Origin of the sequence: Shewanella sp. SR1, assembly GCF_020447145.1 — a bacterium.
Lineage (GTDB): Bacteria > Pseudomonadota > Gammaproteobacteria > Enterobacterales > Shewanellaceae > Shewanella > Shewanella baltica.
Genome location: NZ_JAJAEF010000011.1, coordinates 32779 through 57513, shown reverse-complemented (window position 1 = coordinate 57513; position 24735 = coordinate 32779). Strand labels below are relative to the sequence as shown.

21 protein-coding genes and 1 pseudogene are annotated in these 24735 nt (G+C 46.8%); 16 read left to right on the top strand and 6 right to left on the bottom strand.

Annotation, left to right across the window (positions count from 1 at the left end; translation table 11 throughout):
• Nucleotides 1–11: 11 nt before the first annotated feature.
• A complete protein-coding gene (locus KV201_RS12255; RefSeq protein ID WP_126491061.1) occupies nucleotides 12–851 on the bottom strand; it encodes a LysR family transcriptional regulator in 840 nt (279 codons plus the stop codon).
• A gap of 189 nt (nucleotides 852–1040) precedes the next feature.
• Between KV201_RS12255 and KV201_RS12250 the strand changes: the two genes are divergently transcribed.
• The 5 genes and pseudogenes from KV201_RS12250 (at nucleotide 1041) to KV201_RS12230 (ending at nucleotide 7428) form a co-directional block, all read left to right on the top strand.
• A complete protein-coding gene (locus KV201_RS12250) occupies nucleotides 1041–1772 on the top strand; it encodes an SDR family oxidoreductase (protein WP_126491060.1) in 732 nt (243 codons plus the stop codon).
• 489 nt (nucleotides 1773–2261) lie between these two features.
• Nucleotides 2262–2591, top strand: coding sequence for a cytochrome c (locus KV201_RS12245; RefSeq protein WP_012088103.1), 330 nt, complete (start codon nucleotides 2262–2264; stop codon nucleotides 2589–2591).
• A 192-nt stretch (nucleotides 2592–2783) separates the two neighbouring features.
• Nucleotides 2784–4509 (top strand): annotated as a pseudogene (locus KV201_RS12240) (DUF3373 domain-containing protein).
• A 55-nt stretch (nucleotides 4510–4564) separates the two neighbouring features.
• Nucleotides 4565–5953 carry a tetrathionate reductase family octaheme c-type cytochrome gene (locus KV201_RS12235; protein WP_226059481.1) on the top strand — a complete coding sequence of 463 codons (1389 nt, stop codon included), beginning with the start codon at nucleotides 4565–4567 and terminating at the stop codon, nucleotides 5951–5953.
• A gap of 314 nt (nucleotides 5954–6267) precedes the next feature.
• A complete protein-coding gene (locus tag KV201_RS12230) occupies nucleotides 6268–7428 on the top strand; it encodes a putative sulfate/molybdate transporter (RefSeq protein ID WP_226059480.1) in 1161 nt (386 codons plus the stop codon).
• A gap of 104 nt (nucleotides 7429–7532) precedes the next feature.
• Here KV201_RS12230 and KV201_RS12225 read toward each other — a convergent pair whose 3' ends face one another.
• From KV201_RS12225 to KV201_RS12215, 3 genes are read right to left on the bottom strand one after another with little or no spacing between them, the layout of a single operon-like run.
• Nucleotides 7533–8525 (bottom strand): polysaccharide deacetylase family protein, encoded by a 993-nt coding sequence (locus KV201_RS12225; protein ID WP_226059479.1) that lies wholly within the window; start codon nucleotides 8523–8525, stop codon nucleotides 7533–7535.
• On the bottom strand, nucleotides 8522–9160 hold the full coding sequence (locus KV201_RS12220) for an ester cyclase (protein ID WP_226059478.1): 639 nt from the start codon (nucleotides 9158–9160) through the stop codon (nucleotides 8522–8524). The genes KV201_RS12225 and KV201_RS12220 overlap by 4 nt, the downstream gene beginning before the upstream one ends.
• Entirely contained in the window at nucleotides 9160–10296 is a 1137-nt protein-coding gene (locus KV201_RS12215; protein WP_226059477.1) for an alkene reductase, read from the bottom strand. Before KV201_RS12215 ends, KV201_RS12220 begins: the two co-directional genes overlap by 1 nt.
• Before the next feature lie 111 nt (nucleotides 10297–10407).
• Between KV201_RS12215 and KV201_RS12210 the strand changes: the two genes are divergently transcribed.
• Nucleotides 10408–11319 carry a LysR family transcriptional regulator gene (locus tag KV201_RS12210; RefSeq protein WP_226059476.1) on the top strand — a complete coding sequence of 304 codons (912 nt, stop codon included), beginning with the start codon at nucleotides 10408–10410 and terminating at the stop codon, nucleotides 11317–11319.
• A gap of 51 nt (nucleotides 11320–11370) precedes the next feature.
• Here the strand turns inward: KV201_RS12210 and KV201_RS12205 are convergent, their stop codons facing one another.
• The gene (locus tag KV201_RS12205; RefSeq protein ID WP_226059527.1) at nucleotides 11371–13182 is read right to left on the bottom strand and encodes a PhnD/SsuA/transferrin family substrate-binding protein; all 1812 of its coding nucleotides are present in this window, start codon (nucleotides 13180–13182) and stop codon (nucleotides 11371–11373) included.
• 206 nt (nucleotides 13183–13388) lie between these two features.
• Between KV201_RS12205 and KV201_RS12200 the strand changes: the two genes are divergently transcribed.
• From KV201_RS12200 to KV201_RS12165, 8 genes are all read left to right on the top strand, one after another.
• Nucleotides 13389–13991, top strand: coding sequence for a response regulator transcription factor (locus tag KV201_RS12200; RefSeq protein ID WP_012088094.1), 603 nt, complete (start codon nucleotides 13389–13391; stop codon nucleotides 13989–13991).
• A 210-nt stretch (nucleotides 13992–14201) separates the two neighbouring features.
• On the top strand, nucleotides 14202–15386 hold the full coding sequence (fliB, locus tag KV201_RS12195; protein ID WP_226059475.1) for a flagellin lysine-N-methylase: 1185 nt from the start codon (nucleotides 14202–14204) through the stop codon (nucleotides 15384–15386).
• 428 nt (nucleotides 15387–15814) lie between these two features.
• Nucleotides 15815–16090 carry a hypothetical protein gene (locus KV201_RS12190; RefSeq protein WP_226059474.1) on the top strand — a complete coding sequence of 92 codons (276 nt, stop codon included), beginning with the start codon at nucleotides 15815–15817 and terminating at the stop codon, nucleotides 16088–16090.
• A 15-nt stretch (nucleotides 16091–16105) separates the two neighbouring features.
• The gene (locus KV201_RS12185) at nucleotides 16106–16657 is read left to right on the top strand and encodes a dihydrofolate reductase family protein (RefSeq protein WP_226059473.1); all 552 of its coding nucleotides are present in this window, start codon (nucleotides 16106–16108) and stop codon (nucleotides 16655–16657) included.
• Between the two features lie 192 nt (nucleotides 16658–16849).
• Complete coding sequence (locus tag KV201_RS12180; RefSeq protein ID WP_226059472.1) at nucleotides 16850–17425, top strand: type II secretion system protein; 576 nt, start codon at nucleotides 16850–16852, stop codon at nucleotides 17423–17425.
• A gap of 144 nt (nucleotides 17426–17569) precedes the next feature.
• Nucleotides 17570–18094 (top strand): ATP-dependent protease subunit HslV, encoded by a 525-nt coding sequence (gene hslV / locus KV201_RS12175; protein ID WP_006083300.1) that lies wholly within the window; start codon nucleotides 17570–17572, stop codon nucleotides 18092–18094.
• Nucleotides 18095–18113: 19 nt separating this feature from the next.
• Nucleotides 18114–19442 (top strand): ATP-dependent protease ATPase subunit HslU, encoded by a 1329-nt coding sequence (hslU, locus tag KV201_RS12170; RefSeq protein ID WP_006083301.1) that lies wholly within the window; start codon nucleotides 18114–18116, stop codon nucleotides 19440–19442.
• A 206-nt stretch (nucleotides 19443–19648) separates the two neighbouring features.
• Nucleotides 19649–20035: a gamma-butyrobetaine hydroxylase-like domain-containing protein gene (locus KV201_RS12165; protein ID WP_006083302.1), complete on the top strand. Its 387-nt coding sequence runs from the start codon at nucleotides 19649–19651 to the stop codon at nucleotides 20033–20035.
• 503 nt (nucleotides 20036–20538) lie between these two features.
• On the opposite strand, the gene KV201_RS12160 is transcribed toward KV201_RS12165, so the two are convergent.
• Entirely contained in the window at nucleotides 20539–21390 is an 852-nt protein-coding gene (locus tag KV201_RS12160; protein ID WP_226059471.1) for a hypothetical protein, read from the bottom strand.
• Between the two features lie 773 nt (nucleotides 21391–22163).
• Here KV201_RS12160 and KV201_RS12155 point away from each other — a divergent pair.
• Together KV201_RS12155 and KV201_RS12150 are read left to right on the top strand one after the other, a co-directional pair.
• Nucleotides 22164–23729 (top strand): cryptochrome/photolyase family protein, encoded by a 1566-nt coding sequence (locus KV201_RS12155; protein ID WP_226059470.1) that lies wholly within the window; start codon nucleotides 22164–22166, stop codon nucleotides 23727–23729.
• Nucleotides 23730–23876: 147 nt separating this feature from the next.
• On the top strand, nucleotides 23877–24584 hold the full coding sequence (locus tag KV201_RS12150; RefSeq protein ID WP_226059469.1) for an SDR family oxidoreductase: 708 nt from the start codon (nucleotides 23877–23879) through the stop codon (nucleotides 24582–24584).
• The last annotated feature ends 151 nt before the right edge of the window (nucleotides 24585–24735 follow it).

The following is a 24735-nucleotide window of genomic DNA, read 5'->3' as shown; positions in this document are numbered from 1 at the left end:
CTAACTTGGAATTAATGCGCGTGTGCGGCTAAATGCCGTAACAAGGCTGCCAGCGTTGGCGCAATCGTCTGATGGGACGGGTAACACAGACCAATACGACGAAACATTCTCGGACCATCAAATTTTACTTGCTTGAGTCTAGGCTCATCCTCAATTAAACCATCAGGCAAAAAACTCACCCCAAATCCAGCCAACACCAGCGACATCACGAGAGACTTAGATTCGGCCTTAGCGACTAAATTGAGCGACATATTGCTGCACGCCAATAAACCTATCGTCTGCTGATGAGCTTCACAGGGTGGACACTCGATAAAGTCAAAACCATTTAGCTGCTCGGGGCGTAGGCTATCTACTTGGGCGAGGGCATGCTCCTTGGGGACGCACAACACATAATCTTCTTCCCACAGCGGGAAAAACACTTCATCTTCATGGCGTAAACTGTCGATAGTTAAACGACAATCTGCGGGGCTTTGGTAATCCACCAGCTCCAGATCTAGCTTCTCAATGGCTTGATTCACCTGCTGTAAAAATCCCGCCAAACGCCGCTGACTGAGATCTGGCATCACAGCCAAACGTAGCTTTTGTCGGCTCGCCTTCGCCATAAACAGACCCGGCAATTTACTCGCCTCCTCAACTAATTTAACCGCCAAAGGATACAAATAATGGGCGCTATCTAAGGGTTTAACGCCTTTCTTACTACGCTCAAATAGCTGGCCGCCTAACTCTTCTTCCAATTGCTTTAAACCAGCTGACAGTGAAGGCTGGCTCACAAAGCAACGGTTAGCCGCTGCGGTGATATTGTTCTCTTCAAAAATTGCGATAAAGAAACGCAGTAAACGTAAATCAACCATTTTATCTTCTCCGACAACGGCGAATTAGTACAAAGTTCGATAATAGTGTCATAGGCTGAGCCTATCATATCCAGCTGGAATAAGTATTTTTCGGCTAAAAATCCCCAGCCTATACTGATTGCCAACTTAAAGACGCCGAAAAACAGTTTGTTTACGGCTCAGATTGACTTCAATTAATAGGAAATACTAATGAATCAAGTTACTAAATCACTGGTTGTCATCACGGGCGCTTCATCGGGTATTGGCGCCGCTATGGCCAAAAGTTTTAGCGCCGCAGGCCACCCACTGTTATTACTGGCACGCCGGGTTGAAGCAATGCAAGCACTTGAATTACCTAACAGCCTCTCTATCAGCGTCGATGTCACCGACGCTGCAGCCATTAAAACCGCCATAACTCAAGCAGAAGCACAATTTGGCCCTGTCGGCTGTCTTATCAATAACGCGGGTGTGATGTTGCTGGGTCAGATCGATGTGCAAGATCCTAACGAATGGAGCCGCATGCTCAATATCAATGTGATGGGCGTACTTAATGGCATTCATGCGGTATTAGCCGACATGAAAGCTCGTAAAACTGGCACTATCATTAATATCAGCTCAGTGGCGGGGCGTAAAACCTTTCCAAACCACGCTGCTTACTGCGCCACTAAATTTGCCGTGCACGCCTTAACAGAAAACATTCGTGAAGAAGTCGCCATGGATGACGTACGCCTTATCACTATCGCCCCAGGCGCAGTAGAAACTGAGTTGCTAAGTCATACCACCAGCGATGACATTAAAGCCGGTTACCATGACTGGAAAGAAGAAATGGGCGGCGTTATCGCGCCTGAAAACGTCGCCGCTGCCGCACTGTTTGCATGGCAACAACCGCAAAATGTGTGCGTACGCGAAATCGTTCTAGCACCAACGCGCCAGCAACCTTAATCCGTCCCGAGTCCGTATTCGCCTAGACTGTTTAGGCGAATACGGCTCAGAAACACTCATCAACCCAAGCCAAAAAACTAAAAATGTCAGATCATGCTCTAGCATTTATAGCTTAGTGCCACATCCCGCCACCATCTCGCTAATTTTAAAATAGCTACTTTAGTTAATGCATATTTTACAAAGCGTTAACCAAGTCACAGTCACTTTTTGCGTTTTAAGTACCAAACACCATAGATAAAATCATCATGACTAATTTAGCCATAAAATCAACCTATTGGTTTTACTGAAATAAAAATTGAGTGAACCGCTACAAAACACAGTCAATTAGATTTTTATCAATGATATTTTTATCAATTAGATTTTTTTAATGGAAGTGATGCACCTCAAATTTATCCGCTGTTTTTTTTGATAAATTTCTTCACAAGACGGAATCAATAAAAACACTTCACCAACAAAGTCATACAAATGGCCACAAAAGTAAGGAACGAGATGATGAAAACGTCAACCAAGATAGTAATAGCAATGGCCGTAATCGGCAGCTTAGGTATCAATGCCTACGCAGCAGACGGTGGTAACCCAAAAAAAGGTAAACATTTATACAAAAAAGAATGTAAAGCCTGCCATAGCCAAGGTGGCGAAGGCGGTGAACTCACCCCGATGACCAAGACCATGAGCCAATGGGATCGCTTCTTTGATAAAGATAAGCACAAACTCAAACCAGAGGTATTCAACGGCTTCACAGAACAAGACCTCAAGGACATACAGCAATTTTTGTATGACCACGCCGCCGACTCAGACCAACCACAAACCTGCGGCTGATCTCTGCCAATTTAACGGCCTAAGGCAATGGTAGAAAGCAGCCCTGCAACTGCGACCTAACTCATTGACTTAAAAATTTAAAAACCCAATGCGAGAAAAATGGGGAAACACCTCAGGGACTCCTATTGGGTAAATTTGGCGAAATGCTTCTTAGCGAGATAGCGCCAACAGAAAAACTCAGGGAGAAACCTTATGCGTACCCTTATCTCAATACTCGTTGCTAATGCCTTGTTTATGTCTGGCCAAGCCATTGCGGCACCGAACGATGTGCAAAATGAAACGCAAAAAATTACCGAACTCAAGCAGCAACTTGCCGATATTACCGAGCAATTGGATGATCTTAATGATCGCGTAGATAAAACCGAGCGACACACATCCTTAGATCGACTTGAAATTACAGGTGATTTCCGCACTAAAGCCCATTCATTGCATTACCAAGATGTAGTCTGGAGCCCCGCGATGAAGGTTAACTTCAACGACTTTGGTGCCAAAGCTATGTCTGGCGCCTTCGGTATGCCCAACGATCTAAATTCGCCACTTGGAAAAATGATGCAAGCCAATCCAGACCTTGCCGCCGCCTTCCAGAATGGCATGTTGCAGGGCGTGATGCCCTATGTGCTCGCCCCCCAAAAGCGTGCAGGACATAGATAACGACATCTACTACACCACTCGTCTGCGCCTCAACCTCAAGGCAAAAGTATGGGATAACGTCAGCTTTGCTGGCCGTCTCAGTATGTTCAAAAACTGGGGCGACTCCACTGGGGTGCAAGTATTTGACTCTTGGCGGTCTTTCACTATGGATGGCACCAGCAGCGGCAATACCAGTGGCGACTGGCTGCGGGTCGAACGGGCCTATTTTGACTGGAAAAAAATCAACGGCTCCGAGTTTTATCTCTCCATTGGCCGTCGCCCTTCAACCTATGGCCCACCAAGCCACTACCGTGAAAACGAGCTACGCGGCGGCACGCCTTCAGGCCATTTAGTTAACTTCAACTTCGATGGCGCTACCTTAGGTTATAACCTAGGGGAAATCACCAGGATAGAAGGCCAAGTCGTCCGCTTCTGTTACGGCCAAGGCTTTGAATCACAATGGGGCAATGGCGAAATGTTCGGTGACATAGTCACTAAAGATACTCACCTCGGCGGTTTTAATATCGATGCCATCAACGATGGAACTAACTTCCTGCAATTCACCTTGTTTGGCGCGAAAAACGTAAATGACGGCTTTAAAGGCACTATGGCCTTTCCAACCCAATTAGCGGGAATTTTTGCTCCGACCATGTACCAAGATATGCAAAAGTTCGACAACTTTAACTTTGTTACCCGAGTACAACCCAGCGGTGTGATTGGTGACATGTACTTAGGCGGGATTGGCTTTGCACGGGAAGAAGCAAACGATATTAAATGGTTTGCCTCACTCGGCTGGACTCGCGCCGAGCCCAATGGCAACGCAGGTATGTTTGGTGGCATGTTATCCGATGCTATCTTCGAGGCTGAGTTAAATAGCACTGGTACTGAGATCATTATGGTGCCTAAAACCAGTGACGATAGTGATACCAAAGACGGTTACGGCATCTATGTCGGCGTACAAATTCCTGCACCCTACGGTAAGTTTGGTCTGGAATATAACTATGGTTCTAAATATTGGACACCCTTCACCCAAGCCCAAGACGACCCTATCGGTAGCAAACTTGCCACCCGTGGTCATGTGGCCGAAGCCTATTACATCTTTGATATCAATCCCAAAATGTTTATCAAACTGGCCGGGCTTTACTACGACTATGAATACACAGGTAGCGGCACACCTGTGGGTACTCCACAAAAAATCGACGATGTGCTAGCTGGCTCTGCTTATTCCATGTTGCCAGTGGTTGATACCGCGTTTGATGTCAACGCCTCACTCACCATCAACTTCTAATCCGTCATTGATAACAACTATCAGCCCTCGGTTACATCGAGGGCGGGAGTACAAAATGAATAAGCTCATCCTCATTGCCTTAGCGGGCATGACATTAAATGCCTACGCCGCTAATCCCCATAAAGAGGCACTTAAAGGCCCGTTTACCACAGGCTCACAGGTGACCACACAATGTTTAGTCTGCCATGAAAATCAAGCGACTGACGTGATGAAAACCTCCCATTGGACTTGGGAGTTAGAACAAAAACTTCCCGATAGGACAGTCGTAAGAGGTAAGAAAAACAGCATTAATAACTTCTGCGTCGCCATTTCCAGCAATGAACCCCGCTGTACCAGTTGTCACGCGGGTTATGGTTGGAAAGACAGTAACTTTGACTTTAAAGATAAAACCAAAGTCGACTGCCTAGTTTGTCACGACACTACAGGAACTTATGTTAAAGCTCCCGCTGGCGCAGGTGAACCTATGGCAAAGCTCGATCTGACTAAAATAGCTCAAAACGTTGGCGAACCTGTACGGGATAACTGCGGTAGTTGCCACTTCTATGGTGGCGGTGGTGACGCGGTAAAACATGGGGACTTAGACTCATCCATGTCTTATCCAGACAAAGCGACGGATGTGCATATGGATAGCGACGGTAATAACTTTCAATGTCAGAACTGCCACACCACTGAGAAACACATGATCTCAGGTAATGCTATGGGGGTTTCACCCGGTGGTGTAGACCATATTGGCTGTGAAAACTGCCACGAATCAGCGCCGCACGCGAACAAAAAACTCAATACTCATACAGCGGCAGTTGCCTGTCAAACCTGTCATATTCCGTATTTTGCTAAAAACGAACCGACAAAAATGCGCTGGGACTGGTCAACGGCTGGAGATGATAAAAAAGAAACACTCAACCAATACGGTAAGCATACCTACCAAAAGAAAAAAGGAGATTTTGTTTGGGAAAAAATGGTCAAACCCCAATACGCTTGGTACAACGGCACAGCCAATGCTTATATGGCAGGTGATAAAATGGATCCGAGTACAGTCACTAAATTGACCTATCCCATTGGCGATATAAATGATGCCAAAGCAAAAATCTATCCTTTCAAAGTGCACACGGGTAAACAGATTTACGATAAAAAACTCAATATTTTTATCACACCGAAAACCTATGGCAAAGGGGGATTCTGGAGCGAGTTTGATTGGAACTTAGCGGCAAAACTAGGAATGGAAGCGAACACGACTATGCTTGAGAAAGGCATCAAATACAGTGGTGAATATGACTTTGCAGCCACTGAAATGTGGTGGCGGATAAACCATATGGTGTCACCCAAGGAGCAAGCATTAAATTGTAACGACTGCCATAACAAAGGCACAAGACTCGATTGGCAAGCCCTAGGTTATCAAGGTGACCCGATGAAAAGTAAACAAGGGCCAAAACACAAACAGCCTTGATTGAATCGTTCACTGATTTGAGCATCACAGATATCTTACTTTTAGTAAGGCATCGAAGTGAACACAACTGATGAACCAAATCGAGTTCCCGGTAATACCCTTTGAGATCTTAGTTTTTACTAAGATCTCTTTTTTTATTATCTTGTTACTCTCACCCAAAAAGACAATTAGACTCAGCCATTCTTCGGCCTTGCCCCAGTTTGTCTCATTGAGTGACTCAATACGGTAGTTTGACTCTGTTTACCCCCCAAATCATCTGATTTTTATGGCATTTATTTTGCGTAGTCATAGCGTGTTCAATTACGGCAATCAGTATGACCTCGGGCAAAATTTCCCAAACAGTATCCAATCCTTCATTCAACCGTTTACTCGGTGAAACCAGTGGCGCTTTTGCCGACTTAGGCACTTTTTTACCTTTAGTGCTAGGGCTAATTGCCCTCAATCAATTTTCGCCCGAAGGGATATTTTTGGGGTTTGGTCTATTCGCTATTCTCAGCGCGCTGTTTTACCGTCGCCCGATTCCGGTACAACCGATGAAAGTCATCGCTGCACTGGTGATCGCTCAGGGCTTAACCCCAGGCATGTTGCAGGCAAGCGCCATGTTAATGGGCATTATCCTGTTAATTCTCGCCTTTAGCGGCGCCATCACTTGGTTAGCCAAACAGTTATCCCAAGCTGTGAGTGTTGGCATTCAACTCGCCATAGGTCTGCAACTGATGTGGATGGGCACTAAGATGATGAGTGAATTTTGGCTGGTTGGCGTGGGGGCATTTGTACTGTTATTTATCAGTAAATTTTTGCCGCTGCGTTACCTTGCCATGCCCTTAGTCATAGCAGCGGGGATGATTTGGCAAGCAAGTACACAAACTAGTTTAGCCACTAACTTTGATATTCAAGCAATGACAGCGCCATTTCAATTAGCGTGGCCGACATCAGTTGAATGGACCTCTGCCGCCCTTTTGTTGGTTTTGCCACAACTGGCTCTCACCTTAACCAATGCAGTGATTGCTACATCTGTAATGGCGCAGGAGAAATTCCCTGAAGATGCCGCCAAACTCACACCCAAAAACTTCGCCATTAGCTCAGGTCTTGCCAACTTATTGCTCGCGCCCTTTGGTGCCTCGGCCATGTGCCACGGTGCGGGCGGACTTGCGGTGCAATACCATTTTGGTGCTCGCACTTATCTGGCGCCGTTAATTTTTGGCAGTACGTGCTTAATGATAGCCCTGTGCTGGGGTACTAATATCGCTTGGCTATTAAGCCTTATTCCTATGGCAATCCTCGGCAGTTTACTGACCACTGCGGGGCTGCAATTAGCATGGTCGAAACGCTTAATCGATGGTAAGCCCTTCTGTATCTTTGTGATTTTATCAACCGCTGTGACTTGCCTCGCTATAAACGCCGCTGCGGGACTTGCCGTGGGGATAATTCTGGAGCAGGGTCGCCGCACTTGGGCCATGTTGGCCATGCGTTAATCACTTTCGACTCGCAGTAATAAGGGTTCCCAAAAACAAAAAGCGCGTTAAACAACGCGCTTTTTGTTAACCATTAAAACCTCTTCCAACAAAGCTACAGCAGGCTAAAATGTTCTTGCAGGATTGGTCGGTGTGTCCTTTTGCGCCAGCGCCCACTTAGCAATAGCATCTTTACGCATAAAGCCTACATTGGTGTGATCTTTAGCGTACTGAATAAACTTATCTAAAGCGGTCACAAGTCCAGGAGCGCCACCAATACGGTCGTGCACACTGATCGACATCATCCGTCGCTGCGTCGAACCTTCTTGATAGAGCATATCGAACTCATCCTTTAGTTCCTGTAAAAAGGCCGCGGCCGTCATAGCTGTGTTGCCACCAAAACGTCCGATATCATTGTTACGTAAAGTGTAAGGCACAACAGCAAAAGGCTTATTTCCTACAGGGATAATTGAAGGTTCGTCCCGCGATAGATCATCGATATGATAAATAAAACCTAAGTCCTGCAAAATATTGAGGGTTTGAGTGCTGTGGCGCATCCAAAAGGCATTAAAACCTAAGGGGCGCTGACCTGTGATCCTTTGCAGCGTCTCAATACTCGCCACATAGGAGGCGCGTTCCTCTGCTGGCGACATGCTGTATTGTGGCGTCCACGTTTGTCCGTGGCCCGAAATCTCATGCCCCTCATCTACAACTTGTTTGGCAAGTTGAGGATGTAGCTCAGCGGCGCGCCCAACCATGTGAGAGGTCACCTTGATATTGTGCTTACGCCACAAGCGCAGCAGCCTTGGAATGCCTTCGTTCATACCGTAATCGTACCAAGTCGGGGTAATGGTATCTGGATAGCCCTTTTCCATCGGCGGAAACGGCCCTTCGGCATTTTTATCTTGAGCACCTGCTTCAAACTGCATTGAGATTGAAATCACTAACTGCTCACCACTTGGCCAAAATATTTTGTTCATCCCACTGCCACCTGAACTTTTGGAGTCATTTTCTAAGGTATCTAATGATGGTAAACCAATAGCAAGCGCCGTTTGGCTTAGGCCGAACCCAGCAGCGATGGCGCCACCTGCCATTAAAAATCGTCGACGTTGATTCATGATTGAGTCCCTGCAGCTAATTGAGAAAATAGCGTTTGATAATCTTCGAGGTGCCAGTTATCTGTGATGAAACCATCCCGTACTCGATACATGTCAACAGCACGAAAATCGATTTTCTGCCCTTGGCCTTTTTGCTCACCAAAGACACCAGTGAAGCGGCCATTAAAACGCAGACGCACCACTGCACGATCGCCAACGACTAGCAAATGCTCAACTGAAACAGAGAGATCGGGGACCGCTGCCCTAAATGCCTTTGAGGCTTCGAGTGGACCCGTGATTCCCTGTGCGCGGCCAGCGGGCAGAGTACGGTCGATAAAACCAGTCGCCAATGCGCCGTGGGCAAAACTTGCATCGCCCGTGTACCAAAAACTGGCATATAACAAAGCGGCGCGGGCGATAGCTACTGCCTGCGGTGATTCATCAGAAATTGTTTCCATTGCCGCTACTTTTGGCACTAACGCCGCTCGCACTTTAGCACTATCCTGTGTTGTTGCCCCTTGAGCGGCTAACGCATCCATGCTCAGACTTGCTAAGCTAAAACCCACAATTGCAATACCCATAAAGCCTGAAAACCATAGACTTAAGCTGAGCCAAGCGGGTAAGCGTTGAACATACAAAGTGTTAACCCGATCCATTATGCCACCTCATCGTCAGCGGATCGGATGACGGCTCTCAATGCTTCGTTGTGTGTAGGATAATCGGTATAACCCGCCGCACTACCGCCAAACAAGGGCCCTTTGTCGAATGCAGATAAAGGCAATTGATGCATTAAACGGTAAGGCAAATCAGGATTCGCAATAAAAGGTCGACCGAAGGCAACTAAGTCAGCATAACCGTTATCAATCACTTCATTGGCACGCGCCACATCATAGCGACCCGCAACAATAATGCTGCCCTTAAAGACTTTGCGCAGCTCGACTCTAAAGGACTCTGGCACCTGCGGCGCATCATCCCAATCCGCCTCTGAAAGATGTACATATGCCACGCCTAATGCCGATAAATGCTTAGCCGCTAACAGAATAGTGTCTACAATTTCAGGACACGCCATATCTTTAAACGTCACGTAAGGAGCGAGGCGAACCCCGACTTTATCGGCACCAATTTTCGCACTCACGGCTTGGACAATTTCGAGTAAAAAACGAATGCGATTTTCCTGAGAACCGCCGTAGGCATCAGTTCTGTGGTTTGAATTGGTGCGTAAAAACTGGTCAATCAGATAACCATTGCCGCCGTGAATTTCGATGCCATCAAAACCCGCCGCAACCGCATTCACTCCCGCCTGTGCAAAATCGACCACAACACGGTCTATATCCGCTTGCACCATAGCACTAGGTTCTGGGCAATCCACCATTTGCCCTTCAGGATGCGCTTCATCCACAATCCATACTTTTGTACCAACGGGCGCAATGGCCGATGGCGCAATCGGGGCATTACCCTGCTGAAAAATCGGGTGTGATACCCGGCCAACATGCCAAATTTGATTGAAGATTTTACCGCCAGCCTGATGCACTGCCGCAGTGACTTTTTCCCAGCCCTCAATTTGCTCAGCGGTATACACGCCCGGCGTAAATGAATAGCCTTGACTGTCATCGGAGATTTGTGTCGCTTCTGTGATGATTAACCCCGCCGAGGCGCGCTGGGCATAATATTGCGCCATCAGGTCATTAGGAATATTGCCTGGCTGCATGGTACGCGCCCGAGTCATCGGGGCCATCACAATGCGATTGTTTAGCGCCAGTGACGCTAATTTGTAAGACATGAATAAACTCATATACACTCCGAACCAGAAATTAAGATGAAACATCAGTGGTGCAATTGTGCATTAGTTAATCTATATTGATAATCAGGCTATTATTAAAATCATTTTCAAAAATAATTTGATATGTATCATTTAAACGATCTGCAATTAGCGCTGCGTATCGCAGCCTTAGAGAGTCTCTCGGCAGCCAGTAAAGAAATCGGCATGACGCCGGCAGCGGCAAGTGCCGCGCTGCAAAGATTAGAGAAAAAACTAGGATGTCAGCTATTTGCTCGCTCGACGCGGCGCTTACAGCTCACAGAAGAAGGCAGGATCTTTCTCGATTCGGCGAAACCCGCACTGGCGATTCTCGAAACCGCCAGCGCCAATTTAGCCGAACACAGGGGTGAGCTTAAGGGCGAAGTACGCCTCGCTTTACCTTCGGATATTGGTCGCAGCCAGATCCGTGCTTGGCTCGATGAATTGATGGACAGCGCCCCAGAACTGACAGTGCAGCTGTATTTTGGCGATCATATGACAGACTTAATCGACCAAAATATCCATTTAGCTTTGCGCTATGGCCAGCTTGACGACTCAAATCTGAAAAGGCGTCAACTCGCCATGACCCCAAGAGTACTGGTCGCCTCACCCGCTTATTTGGCACAACACGGCACACCAAGCACACTAAATGAACTCAGCCAACATGCTGTGCTGATTTTAAATCGCGGCGGTGAGCCGTGGCAGAAATGGAAATTCAGCCATAACGGCGCACCCGTTGAAATCGAAGTCAGGGGTAAACGTTTCTGTAACGATGGCACAGTGATCCGCGATTGGGCAATCGAAGGCCGTGGGATTGCCTACAAAAGCTGGCTCGATGTGGCGCAGGATGTCACTGAAGGCAGACTCAACCTAGTGCTAGCCGATAAAATAGCCCCACCGATCCCACTGCAATTGGTATACCTACAAACCGATTATCCCAGCCATAAGATCCGTCGCACCATAGAGTTTTTAGTGGAAAAACTTAGTCAATTCGCCCAAGACTATCCACAGCCCTAATGCCATTAATCTGCAGCTAAGTGGAACTATGCATATATGGAACTATGTACATTAGCCTTTAGGTAAGACCACAGTGACCACACAGCCCTGTTGCCACGGCAATAAGGCTTGCGTGGATTGCTGACAGTTTTCGATTTGAATGCTGCCATGGTGGCGACTGACTACATCCTTACAGATGGCTAAGCCAAGCCCTAATCCCGCATCTTTGGTTGAGGCGAATGATGCCATTAACTCACTAGCCTGCCCCTGTAACCCTTCGCCATTATCAATCACTAATACTTTGATTTCATGCGGTTGAAAATAGATATCGATCCATAATTGTCGCGCGCGGTTATCACCGCAGGTTTCTAACGCATCTAAGCTATTTTTCACGAGATTGACCCACATTTGACTTAAGCCAACGCTATCGCCCACCAGTTCAAAAGGCTCACCCTGCACTCGCACATTCACTTGCACATTCGCGCGGTCTAACTCACGCCGCAGTAAAGCTAACGCCTCCTTCACCACCAGCACTATATCTAAAGGCTCAGTCTTGGCCTGACGCCGCTTGAGTAAACCGCGAATACGGTGCACAACCGCACCCGCGCGAATCGACTGCGCATTAATTTTCCCAAGCACATCATAGAGTTCAGGATTATCTTGCCCCAGTCTTTCCAATTGCAGCATGGCGCCTTCGCTGTATTGGGTAATGGCTGCTATGGGTTGATTGAGTTCATGGGCAAGGCCAGCGCCAATTTCCCCCAGAATTGCCGCGCTTTGCAATCGCTCAAGCTGCAATGCCTTATCCTTTAATTGCCGCTCAGTATTGAGTAAGAACTCGCTTTTCTGGCGAAACTTATATTCGAGCCAGAGGTGATAAATAGTCGAAATAATGAAGATTAATAGCAGTACACCGCCCCATTCTTTATTTTTCGCCATCCATTTGTATACAGTTTGATAGAGTGGCGGCGACGCACCTTGCAGTTGTAATTCCTTAAATAACTCAATGACTTTCAACTGACTCACTGGTGCCGTCCAGCCCAAGGTATCGGCGGTAATGGCAGCGACATGGTCGGCAGGTAAATCGAATAAGGCGCGGGTGATCGCCATCGTCAGCTTAGGTGCAACCGTATCCGCTGCGGCGAATGACCAGTTGGGGTATAGCTGAGTGCTGACCTCGCAGTCATATCCTGCGGGGTTAGTTGGGTGGATCACGCGATAATCGGCCTGATTAACAAGACCCGTTGCGATCATTTCCTCTAAGGTGCAAAAGGGCGCGATGGCGGCATCGGCGCTGCCGTCACGAACTTGATAGACAAGCGGTTCTAATGGAAAACCGAGGAAGCGCACTTGCCCAAAAAACTGTTCGGGTAAAAAGCCCATTTTATGCAGTAACCCCATGGCCGCCTGATACCCGCCTAATGCCTGCGGATCACTGGCGACCACATTGCGCCCGCGCAAATCCTGCAGGGTGCGGATAGGGCTATCGGCGCGGACAATAATAGTCGCGCCTATGGTAAAAGTGCTGCCCTGATGCTTGCGGCTCTTCATCGTCGCGAGCCAAGACAGCGGGAAGTTATTGCTTAGATGTAGATATTGCCCGGGGTTGGTGACGATAAACTGCAAATCATGGCCGAGTAACTGACTACGCATACCATTAAAGTCAACGGGCACCACTTCAAAATGGCTATTGGGCACTTGTTCAGTCAGATAATCCATCATAGGTTGCCAACGCTGCTTGGCTTGTAATACGCCGTGGTTGGCCAACACTCCGACTTTAAAGTGGTTCACCTGTGGCACGTCATCGGCATAGGACTGATTGAGACCAATGACACTTAGGCATAATCCCATCACTACCGCTTTACACCAAGAGCCCGTCGCCATCGCCGCTATTACCCTGTCTGATATGCCATTAAACGACTTTAACTCGCAGATAAAAATCAAGCTGTGAAATGCCGCCAAACTCTGGTTTCTACCCTAAGATAATCGGCTAATTTAGTGATGAACCTCCCAAGACCTAGGCTTAAAATTGAGCCAGACACAGACGCGGCTTAAGCTGATATAGCTCTCCCGCCTCCACAAGGAAATCCATGTCTACAAAATTGCCACTATATTTAGTTGATGACGATGAAGCGATTCTGGATTCGCTGGGTTTTATGCTCGGGCAATTTGGCTACCAAGTGCAAACCTTCAACAGCGGCCGCGACTTCCTTGCGCACTGTGCATTATCGCAGGCAGGCTGCGTGATTTTAGATAGCCGAATGCCGGAGATCACCGGCCAAGAAGTGCAGCAAAAACTGCTCGAAACCCACAGTCCGCTTGGCGTCATCTTTCTCACTGGCCACGGCGACTTACCTATGGCGCTGAGCGCCTTTCGTAAGGGAGCCTGCGACTTTTTTCAAAAACCTGTGTCCGGCAAGGCATTAGTACAAGCGATAGAAAAAGCACAGCGTGAAAGCCAGGCGGCCTTCGAGCAGCAAAGTCTGCAACATAAGTTTGACCAACTGACCGAGCGCGAACAACAAGTGTTAGCCCATGTGATCCAAGGCATGACCAATAAGCAAATCTCAGAAGCCATGTTTTTATCCCTACGCACGATTGAAGTGCACCGCGCAAAAATCATGAAGAAACTCGAAGTGAATAATATGGCAGAGCTAGTGCAGCACTTAGGGAATTTGCATTCTGTTTTATAAATGCTGAATCAATATTAAGTGCGTAATAAATGGCATTCTAATAAGCGTACAAGTTCTAATCAAAAAACGTCTACCGCACTAGTTAATAATAGTTAAATATTAATTCTACCTAAATTGGCTGATATTTAATCGCCATTTAACAAAACTGGAATAAGGGAGTTTGATTTGTTACCTTTATCCTAAATTACTGTAAATTTAACGAAATTACCGATGGACAACCTCATAATAAAACCCGGTTATGTCACTCAATTCCAATGTGTTGGACCTGAATGTGAAGACAGTTGCTGTTACGATTGGCGAATATCATTTGATAAAAAGAGCTATAAAAACACGATTAAACACCCACTGCTCGCTACAACGGCAAAAACAGCATTTATTGAAACAAAGAAAAGTACAAGCGATTGGGCCGACATTAGACTTAATGCGCAAGGTTCATGTCCATTTGTTAACGAACATAAGCTTTGTGATATCCATGCAAAAGCGGGTGAACAGGCCTTAAGTCATACATGTAAAACTTATCCAAGGATCCACAAGGTCATTGGCGGTAACAAATACGAAAGCCTCTATCTATCTTGCCCAGAAGTCGCTCGCTCAGTGTTATTTAATCCTAATGCTTTCCAATTTGATTCCAATATAAGTGGCATAAAACAGCCTTCAACGCCAAGTCCTACATGGCTAGAAAAAACCCATGAATACAGTCTCGATCTATTATTGAATTTGGGAGGTGGTTGGCAACAAGCACTGCTAGCCATAGGACTATTAATCAAGGTCAGTGACCAAGTTCGTCAAAATATCTTACCAATAGAAGAACTAGATAAGCGCTTACAACAACTAAAATTGTATGCACAATCAGGCGCATTGGCAGAGCAATATAAAAACTTACCATATTCCCCACTGCCGCAGACGCATGCCTTTATTACTGTCCATAATGAGTTGTGTAAAACTCATTCTAGAGGTGTACGCGCAAGATTTACTTCCTTAAATCAGGCTGTTGCCGCACTGTGTAATGAAAAAAATAACTATCAAATTGATGCGTTGAATCAAGCATGGGCTGAGCATGCAGTACCCGCATTGGTTAACCATAAGGAACTTTTTGAACGATATATTTTGTATTCAATTTACCACTACCATTTCCCCTTACTAGACTCACAGCAATTATCTTGGGAAGCATTCCGTTTACTCGTACTCGATTGTTTTATGATCCGCAGCTATTTATCTGCAATGGCTTTTAAAAATAAAGGACTATCTGAAAGTGATATTGTGATGTGTTTTCAGCTTTATCAAGTCGTTAGGCAGCATAAAATTGAATTTGTACAAAGCATGAGCAAAACATTAGAGGAATGCGGAATAGACAGTGTGCCAGCCGCAATTTGCCTTTTAAAAACAAATACCTAAACGTATAAACAGCATCACGCTGTAGCAAGAAGAGAACATATAGCGAAGTGAAGCAATATCACAGGTGTGAAGCTTCACTTTGCAATATAGATTTACCCTGTAAGGTGGGCTTAGTGCATAACAAATTCATCCTACCTGCGACAAGCTGTCGCAGTTTGTGCATTTGGCTTTGTTAAATATCGTATCAGCCCGCACAATCACGCCATAGGTTCCTTCCTTTGTGCCCCGCAGGCGCTCAAGAAATCCACTGCTTTTTGAACCTCCACCCGAGGGTAACTATGCCCTCGGGGATTTTTTCTCCCACCCGCGAATGCCTTACTCCGAGATAACAACCAAAGTGGAAATGGAACGATCCAGTTCTAGCTCCGTCTGTAAAGCAGTTATATACTTCCCAATCGTCTCAAATAATAAGAATCATGGAAGAGCGAATGTTCAAACCTTTAATATTACTCAGTTTTAGCGCCTTAGCCTTAAGCTGTATGAGTGGCTGCGTTGGGCCGCTTAATTCAAAATGTGATACAAATTCCCCCTACAGCAAACAAGAATGCAATGCAGCCGATGCCGCTGTTTATGTTGCAGCCGCCATATTAGAAGGCCCAGATAAAGGTCAAACGTGTAACGATATGTCGGGCAAAGCAAAACAAGACTGCCTCGCTCAGCAACAGGCACTAAAAGAATCACTAGAGAAACACGCTCGAAAATAGCATTAAGGAAGATAAATGAAAGCCTCCGTTTTTATTGCCGCGACCCTCGACGGCTATATCGCCACTCCCGATGGGGATATCGACTTTTTAAACCAGCATCCCAGTACTAATCCCGATGAAGACTTTGGTTATCATGCCTTTATCGACACTGTCGATGCGATAGTGATGGGACGTAAAAGCTTTGAGAAAGTCCTCTCCTTCGATTGTGATTGGCCCTATGTAAATATCCCAGTATTTGTATTAAGCCGCAGCGGTGTAACTGTACCCTCGGCGTTAAGTGAGCACGTACAAGTGCTCAATGGCGATGCAGCAAGCATTAGCGAACAACTCAAAAACCGTGGCTTTAAGCATCTCTATATCGATGGTGGCCAAACGATCCAAGGCTTTTTAGCGGCGGGGTTAATTCAGGAACTCACGCTCACTCGTATCCCCACTTTACTGGGTAAAGGCATTCCCCTCTTTGGCGACTTAGCTCAAGCGCTTCAATTAATGCCAATCCACACGCAGCAATATGACAATGGCTACGTACAAACCCGCTACCAAGTGATAGACGACACCACTTTATAAGTCGTTTACCTGCGGGCGATGACATTAATGACGAAGCTAACCCCTGCCATTTTGCGGCTTGCCCTCTTCTATTTGAGTTAATGTAACCAAAACGTTAAACAGAATGTTAAACAAATAAATACTATCAATGACTTACTGATTGCGAATCGAAGTTCCGTTAGAATATCCCCCTCTAACAGATAGGTGAGCAATATGAGTCGTTTGCAGTCATCGAAGGGTTTTACATTAATAGAACTGGTTGTGGTCATTATCATCCTTGGGATCTTGGCCGTCGTTGCGGCACCTAAGTTTTTAAACCTAGGCCAAGATGCCCACGATGCTAGAGCCAAAACCGCATTTGCGGCCTTTACCTCTGGCGTTAAGCTTTACCACAGCTGCTGGCTTGCAGGCGGTCACTCAGGTTATACCCAAGATCTCGCCTGCTATGGCGATGGTAAACTCGACTCGAGCACGACAGGATTTCCACTGGGAACAGAGACTGCAACCGCTGATGCCGGTGTTAAATTGCAGGGCGATTATTGCGGTCAGTTATGGCAAGGTCTTTTGGCTAATAATGAATTTATCATCGCCGATCAATACACTTGGCGCACAGTTCCCAATGTCGACATTGTTTACTGGTATGGTGCCGTCGACATTACCGATCCCAATGCTTACTGTATTTTCAACTATGTCTCGGACGATCGCAGCTTCGGCAGTGAAAACTGGGATTTTAAATACTATCCCTATAGTGGAAAGACTGAAGTCGGTCGCTCAACCCTTTCCCAATAAGCGCTTATTTTTATTGCTAAAGGAGAGCGAAAGATCGCAAACTCCTTTGGCATTTGCCGCGATTACTTGAATTATTGTCATCCATCCCCATATATATCCCATCATCCACCGCAACTTTTGCTGCGGGCCAGAAGAGGATTCATTGTGACCACTATCGTATCAGTACGCCGTAATAATCAAGTTGTCATCGCCGGCGATGGCCAAGTCTCCCTAGGCAATACCGTCATGAAAGGTAACGCCAAAAAAGTGCGTCGCTTATATCACAACAAGGTACTGGCAGGTTTTGCAGGCGGCACCGCCGATGCTTTCACCCTATTCGAGCGTTTCGAAGCAAAACTCGAAATGCACCAAGGCCATTTATTGCGCTCGGCCGTTGAGCTCGCCAAAGATTGGCGTACCGACCGTATGCTGCGCAAACTCGAAGCCCTACTCGTCGTGGCCGATGCCGAAACCTCGCTGATCATCACAGGTAATGGTGATGTCGTTCAGCCAGAACACGACTTAGTCGCCATTGGTTCAGGCGGCAACTATGCCCAAGCGGCGGCCCTTGCGTTATTGCAAAATACCGAGCTGTCGGCCCTAGAAATCGCTGAAAAATCCCTGACCATTGCCGCGGATATCTGCGTATTCACCAATCAATTCAAGACGATTGAAGAACTCAATTACTAAACAGCCCGTGAGGAATATTATGTCTGAAATGACCCCCCGTGAGATTGTCCACGAGCTGGATGCACACATTATTGGCCAACAAAAGGCCAAACGTTCTGTTGCTGTAGCCCTGCGTAACCGCTGGCGCCGGATGCAACTGGACGTGGATTTCCGTCAAGAAGTCACCCCAAAAAACATCCTGATGATTGGCCCCACCGGTGTAGGTAAAACTGAAATTGCCCGCCGTTTAGCTAAGCTAGCCAACGCGCCTTTTATCAAGGTCGAAGCCACTAAATACACAGAAGTCGGTTACGTCGGTAAAGAAGTCGAGCAAATCATTCGCGACTTGACCGATATCGCCATCAAGCTGACCCGTGAACAGCAAATGGGTAAGTGCCGCCAACGCGCCGAAGAAAATGCCGAAGAGCGCATTCTCGATGCCCTGTTGCCTAAACCGAAAAACGACTGGGAAAGCACAGAAACCGATTCCAGCTCAAACACCCGCCAAGTGTTCCGCAAGAAGCTGCGCGAAGGCCAATTAGACGATAAAGAAATCGATATCGATGTGGCACAACCACAGGTCGGCGTCGAAATCATGTCGCCTCCTGGCATGGAAGAAATGACCAACCAGCTGCAAAGCCTGTTTAAAAACATGGGCCAAGCACCGGCAAAACGTCGCAAGATGAAGATCAAAGAAGCCTTTAAGCTATTGATCGAAGAAGAAGCGGCCAAACTGGTCAATCAAGAAGATTTAAAAGAGCAAGCCATTGAAATGGTTGAGCAACACGGCATAGTGTTCCTCGACGAAATCGACAAAATCTGTAAGCGTGGCGAAACCTCAGGCCCAGACGTTTCCCGTGAAGGCGTGCAACGTGACTTACTGCCGCTGATCGAAGGCTGCACTGTCACCACTAAACACGGCATGGTAAAAACCGATCACATTCTGTTTATCGCCTCGGGCGCATTCCAGATGTCTAAACCGTCGGATTTAATTCCTGAGTTACAGGGTCGTTTGCCTATTCGTGTCGAGTTAGATGCACTATCAGCCAATGATTTTAAACGCATTTTGACCGAGCCACACGCCTCACTCACCGAGCAATATATCGCGCTGATGAACACAGAAGGCGTGAAAGTTGAATTCAGCGAATCGGGCATCGACAGCATTGCAAAAGCCGCATGGCAAGTGAACGAACGCACCGAAAATATCGGCGCCCGTCGTTTACACACTGTGATGGAAAAGCTGATGGAAGATATCTCCTACGAGGCATCGGAAAAATCGGGCTCCGCCTTTGTTATCGACGCCGATTATGTCAGCGCCCACTTAGATAACTTAGTCCAAGACGAAGATCTCAGCCGCTTTATCCTCTAGTGAAAACCCGCTCACCGCCAAGCCCAAACGACTTGGCGGTGAGCGTCCACGCCAATGCAAAAGTGTGACTCAACCGAAAAGTCGGCTCCAAACGCTAGGCGACCCTAGCTTACCCTTTGTATCCTTGGCCGCCAGCGGTTACATTAGTCAGGTGTTATTTTAATGAGTCGTTATCCTATCCTTAGCATTTTCTTGGTAGCCAACCTATGACCACAGCAACGCCGAATGTCACCGATCTTAAACTGAAACGTAAATCACGCATTCTAGAAGTCAGTTTCGACAATGGTGAGCAATATCAGCTCAGCTGCGAGATGCTCAGAGTCTACTCGCCCTCAGCCGAAGTGCATGGTCACGGCAACCCCAAGCTGGTCACCCACAAGAAAAACGTCAACATCAGTGCCATAGAACCCGTCGGTAACTACGCAGTAAAAATCGTCTTCGATGACGGCCACGACACTGGCCTATTCTCGTGGAAAGTACTCTACGATCTCGCCACCCACCAAGTGGATCTATGGGAAAAATACCTCGCCCGCCTACGCGCCGAAAAAGCCTCCCGCGAACCGCTGATTGCGATGAATATAAAGTACAACTAATCAGTTGCTAATCGGTTGAATAGCCCGCCAAACCTTAATCGTGCAAAGCTATAAAGCTCTGCGCTAAAGGCTGAGTTGGTAGTATCAAACTGATAAATATTCTATTTCCCACGATAACACTTAAAGTCGTGGGGCTTCACCCCACACCCGACCAAGGAGGACTGCTCGTCCTATCCTCCTTGGATGCTCCAAGACGCCCCCGACAGAGTTGAAAGCCCCTTGGGCATTTAGCGTCCTTATGCTATCGCGTCAGACGCTCGTCCCTGATTCGACTGACGCTATCTCGGCATCCATGCCTCGCTCACGCAACGAACGCAAATGCCCTGCGGCAACTCCGAGGGGAAGGTGAACTCCTGTAACTTCTGTGTTGACGGTAATCTACAAAGTCTTGCATGTCCCATCTTCTATGCTGGAAGACCTCAATTATGAGGGGAGCCCCCTACGCCGCCAGTACGCACAACTTTGCCGTGAAGGCGAAGCTACAATCGCCTTGTCTGGCTTCGTTAAGTGACTCCATAGAACTCCGGTTCCCAAAACTCTAGTGGAAGCTTTGCTTCAATAGTCCCGATTTCGTCCATTAGATGATCAAGTACATTTCTTTTTTTGAGCTTACCTGCGCACCAAACTATGTATCCAAGCTCATTTATTGAATCAACCGCTCTGGCAGCATCTAGGATAAAATCGTCACTAATATCTTTGCTTGCCGCAACACAAGCAGATAAATAAGAAACAGGCTTCTCCGTTTTTATAAATTCAACCTTTGAGAAGTCAAACTTAGCCACACGCTTCAAAGCAATATAGCGGATATAGGATTTGACGGGCACTGAAGCCCATATAGCAGGGAAAAGTTGAGCTAGCTGTTCGTCTGAGCCATGCTTTACTAGCACATCCAACGAACCTACAGCTCCAAATTTAGACCACGAGTTTAGCAGCAGGGTTTCGAGGTATGGGTCATAATGCGCTCCGGTAAGAGCAAATGCTCGTTTCCTGTCGAGAATGCCATGCGATAGAATTTGCCACCCGATAAAAGTCTTTATTTTGTCTTGGCTATATAGCGTTGAGAGCTCTTTGATTGCCGTGCCTAGAGATATTCGGTGGCGTCCCTCCGCTCCATAGAAATCTTGCATAAGCTTATCTAAAAACCAGGGCGGAATTTTATCTTGGTTTGCACCTGCCCTATTTTTTAAATGCCTGACTATCTTGTTTCGAATGTCGGTGTTGTTCAGGTGCTCAAAGTACAAGTGACAAAGATCATCACATTTGATGGTCAGATAGAAGGCATATTCTAGCCTATCCCGACTTCTGGCTGTGCATGCACTAAGCCTTACTTGTAGTTCTGAGATGTAATTTTCCATTCTATATCTGGCCCCACTGTACATTTGTATGGTGTGAATACACGCTTACCCCATTTGAACAGCAATAAAAATCAAGCTATCCATTTTAGATCAACAACATAATCCACTTTCGGTTTGTCTACAACTTGTGCCAGCTAAAATTGCTTAAGTGAGAGTTACCAAAAGTCGCAGGGGACATCCAGGGAAACAAGTAGCGCTAATTTACTCAAAAATGGAGGATTTCAGACATGATAGCCCCCTCCGTTATACAAGTGGAATTTTATTGAGACCCCCATTGTTAAATTTTTAGTCAGAGCAGGTTGTGAGCAAACTGAAAGATGGGACAGGCAGAACTCTTTTGAGATTAACAGCTAACACCAAAACTTCAGGAGTTCACCTTCCCCTGCGAAGTTGTCGAAATACGCAGATAAAAATGCCGTGGCGACATCATGGATGATGGCTCAGGCTCGGGGGGACAGGGATGTCCCATCTGAGCCGTTAGGCGATTTTTATAGGAGTATGAGACCAGTAACTAATGCATGTAACTTCGCTAGGGGCGTCTTGGAGAATCCAAGGAGGATAGGACGAGCAGTCCTCCTTGGTCGGGTGTGGGGTGAAGCCCCACGACTTTGACTTTGCTTTAAAAGCTATAAAACCAAGTTTAGATAAATCTCTTTGTCGAAATCACGACAAATACCCAGCCTTGTGATCCTCACAGCAACCCAATTCGTAATGTCCTGCAATATCCCATCGCGAAATGTTTAACCGCGAAAGTCATTCAACGAGTCCACTTAATGCAATTACAGCAATTCCAAACAGTCAGGTTAATTTTAGGCGATCAACTCAATGCCCAGCATTCTTGGTTTAACCGCGTTGATGATCAAGTACTGTATGTGATTGCAGAACTGCACCAAGAAAACACTTATGTGACCCATCATGTGCAAAAGATATGCGCCTTCTTTGCGGCAATGGCGCAATTTGCCCAAGAGCTGCGGGCGCAAGGGCATCTAGTGCTCTATCTCACCCTTGATGACACCTTCAATAACATTCAGGGCTATAGCGATCTACTGGGGCTCATTCAACATCAAGTGACGCAGGTTGGCGCGATCAAGTTTGAATACCAAAGGCCAGATGAATACCGCCTACTTGAGCAATTGAGTCAGCTTAAGCTCAACACCGCCGTGGTGAACTGTGTCGATACAGAGCATTTTATCTTGCCGTTTGACGAAATCGATGCGCAGTTCCCCGTCGGCAAACACATTATGATGGAGCACTTTTATCGCCGTATGCGTAAACGCTTCAACATCTTGATGCAAGATGGAAAGCCACTAGGCGGGCAATGGAACTTTGATGCCAACAACCGTCAGAAGCTTAAAACTCAGGATATAAAAGTCTTGCCTGAGCCATTAATGTTTAGCCTCGATGTAACTGAAATTCTCGCTAGGCTTGAGCGTCACCAAATCCCGACCATGGGTCGCATTGATGCGTCATTGCTGTGGCCGATAAACCGTGCGCAAAGCCTCGAGCTATTAACGTATTTTTGTCAGGTTTGCTTGCCTTCCTTTGGCCGCTTTCAAGATGCCATGACAGCGCAACATCCCGCCAAGTGGAGCTTGTACCATAGTCGGCTATCATTCAGCCTTAACAGCAAATTAATCAGTCCGTTAGAAGTCATCAATGCGGCTATCGACAGCTATCAAACCAATGCTGAAATTGATATCGCCCAAGTCGAAGGGTTTGTGCGACAGATATTAGGTTGGCGAGAATACGTTCGCGGCATTTACTGGGCCAATATGCCGCAGTACGCCAGCACTAACGCGCTCGATGCCCATGGGACGCTGCCCGATTATTTTTGGCATGGCGACACTAAGATGAACTGCATGCGACAAGCGTTATCCCAATCATTAGATTTTGCCTACGCCCATCATATTCAGCGTTTAATGGTGATCGGCAATTTCTGTTTATTAACCGAAATCGAGCCAAATCAAGTCGATGAGTGGTATTTAGGCGTATATGTTGACGCCATCGAATGGGTTGAAATGCCCAACACTCGCGGCATGGCCTTGTTTGCCGACGGCGGTATTGTCGGTACAAAACCCTACGCAGCCAGCGGCTCTTACATCAATAAAATGAGTGATTACTGCAGCGGCTGTCATTACAAGATAAAAGAGCGTAGCGGCGCACTTGCCTGCCCATTCAATAGCTTTTATTGGCGCTTTATGGACAAACACCGCGCGCGATTGTCGCAAAATCCTAGGATCGGCATGCTATACCAAACTTGGGACAAAATGGACGAGTCCGTAAGGCACGCCATACTAGCCACAGCCGAACACAACCTCGTTCATCTAAACCGTTTATAGCTGAACCATTAGCACTGAGTGTTAGTGCTTAGCATTTGTACTGATTGTTAGTACTTAGCATTAGTACTGGGCCTAAGCGTGACTCTTGGATATAGAGAGTTTGATATGGAAAGTTTGATATAGAGATTTGGATAGGGAGAGTTTGCCATGAAAGTACTTATCGTCGGTGGAAGTGGGGGTATTGGTCAAGCTATGGTTAAGCAAGTCCAAGAGGCATATCCCGACGCAACCGTGCACGCCACCTACAGGCATCATCTTCCACAAGACAGGCAGAATAATATCCAATGGCATGCGCTAGATGTGACCAATGAGGCAGAGATTAAACAGCTGAGTGAACAACTCACTGAATTAGATTGGCTGATTAACTGTGTCGGGATTTTACACACCCAAGATAAAGGGCCAGAAAAAAGCTTACAGTCACTGGATATCGCCTTTTTCCAGCACAATTTAACGCTCAATACCCTGCCCAGCGTCATGCTGGCAAAGCACTTTTGCCATGTATTAAAACAAAGTGACTCAGCAAGATTTGCCGTGATATCGGCGAAAGTCGGCAGCATTACCGATAATAGATTGGGTGGCTGGTACAGCTATCGGGCCTCAAAGGCCGCGCTGAATATGTTTCTCAAAACACTGGCGATTGAGTGGCAACGAACCATGAAACACTGCGTGGTGTTATCCCTGCATCCGGGCACCACTGATACGCCATTGTCTCAGCCCTTTCAACAGAGTGTGCCTCAAGGCAAACTGTTTACACCTGAGTATGTCGCCAACTGCTTGCTGCCCATCATTGCCAATGCCACTCCGGCACAAACAGGGTGCTTTTTCGCCTACGATGGCACTGAGTTACCTTGGTGAAATAAGCTGAACAGTGAGCCAAGTCGCGCGATGCGAACGGGCTCTTGCCACGAACATATTTCAAAGGCCATCTTTCAAATGGCTCTTGCAAAGTGCATTTTTCAAAATGAATCCGGCAAAGCGATGGATCTTTGCCCTTAAAAAAGGGTTA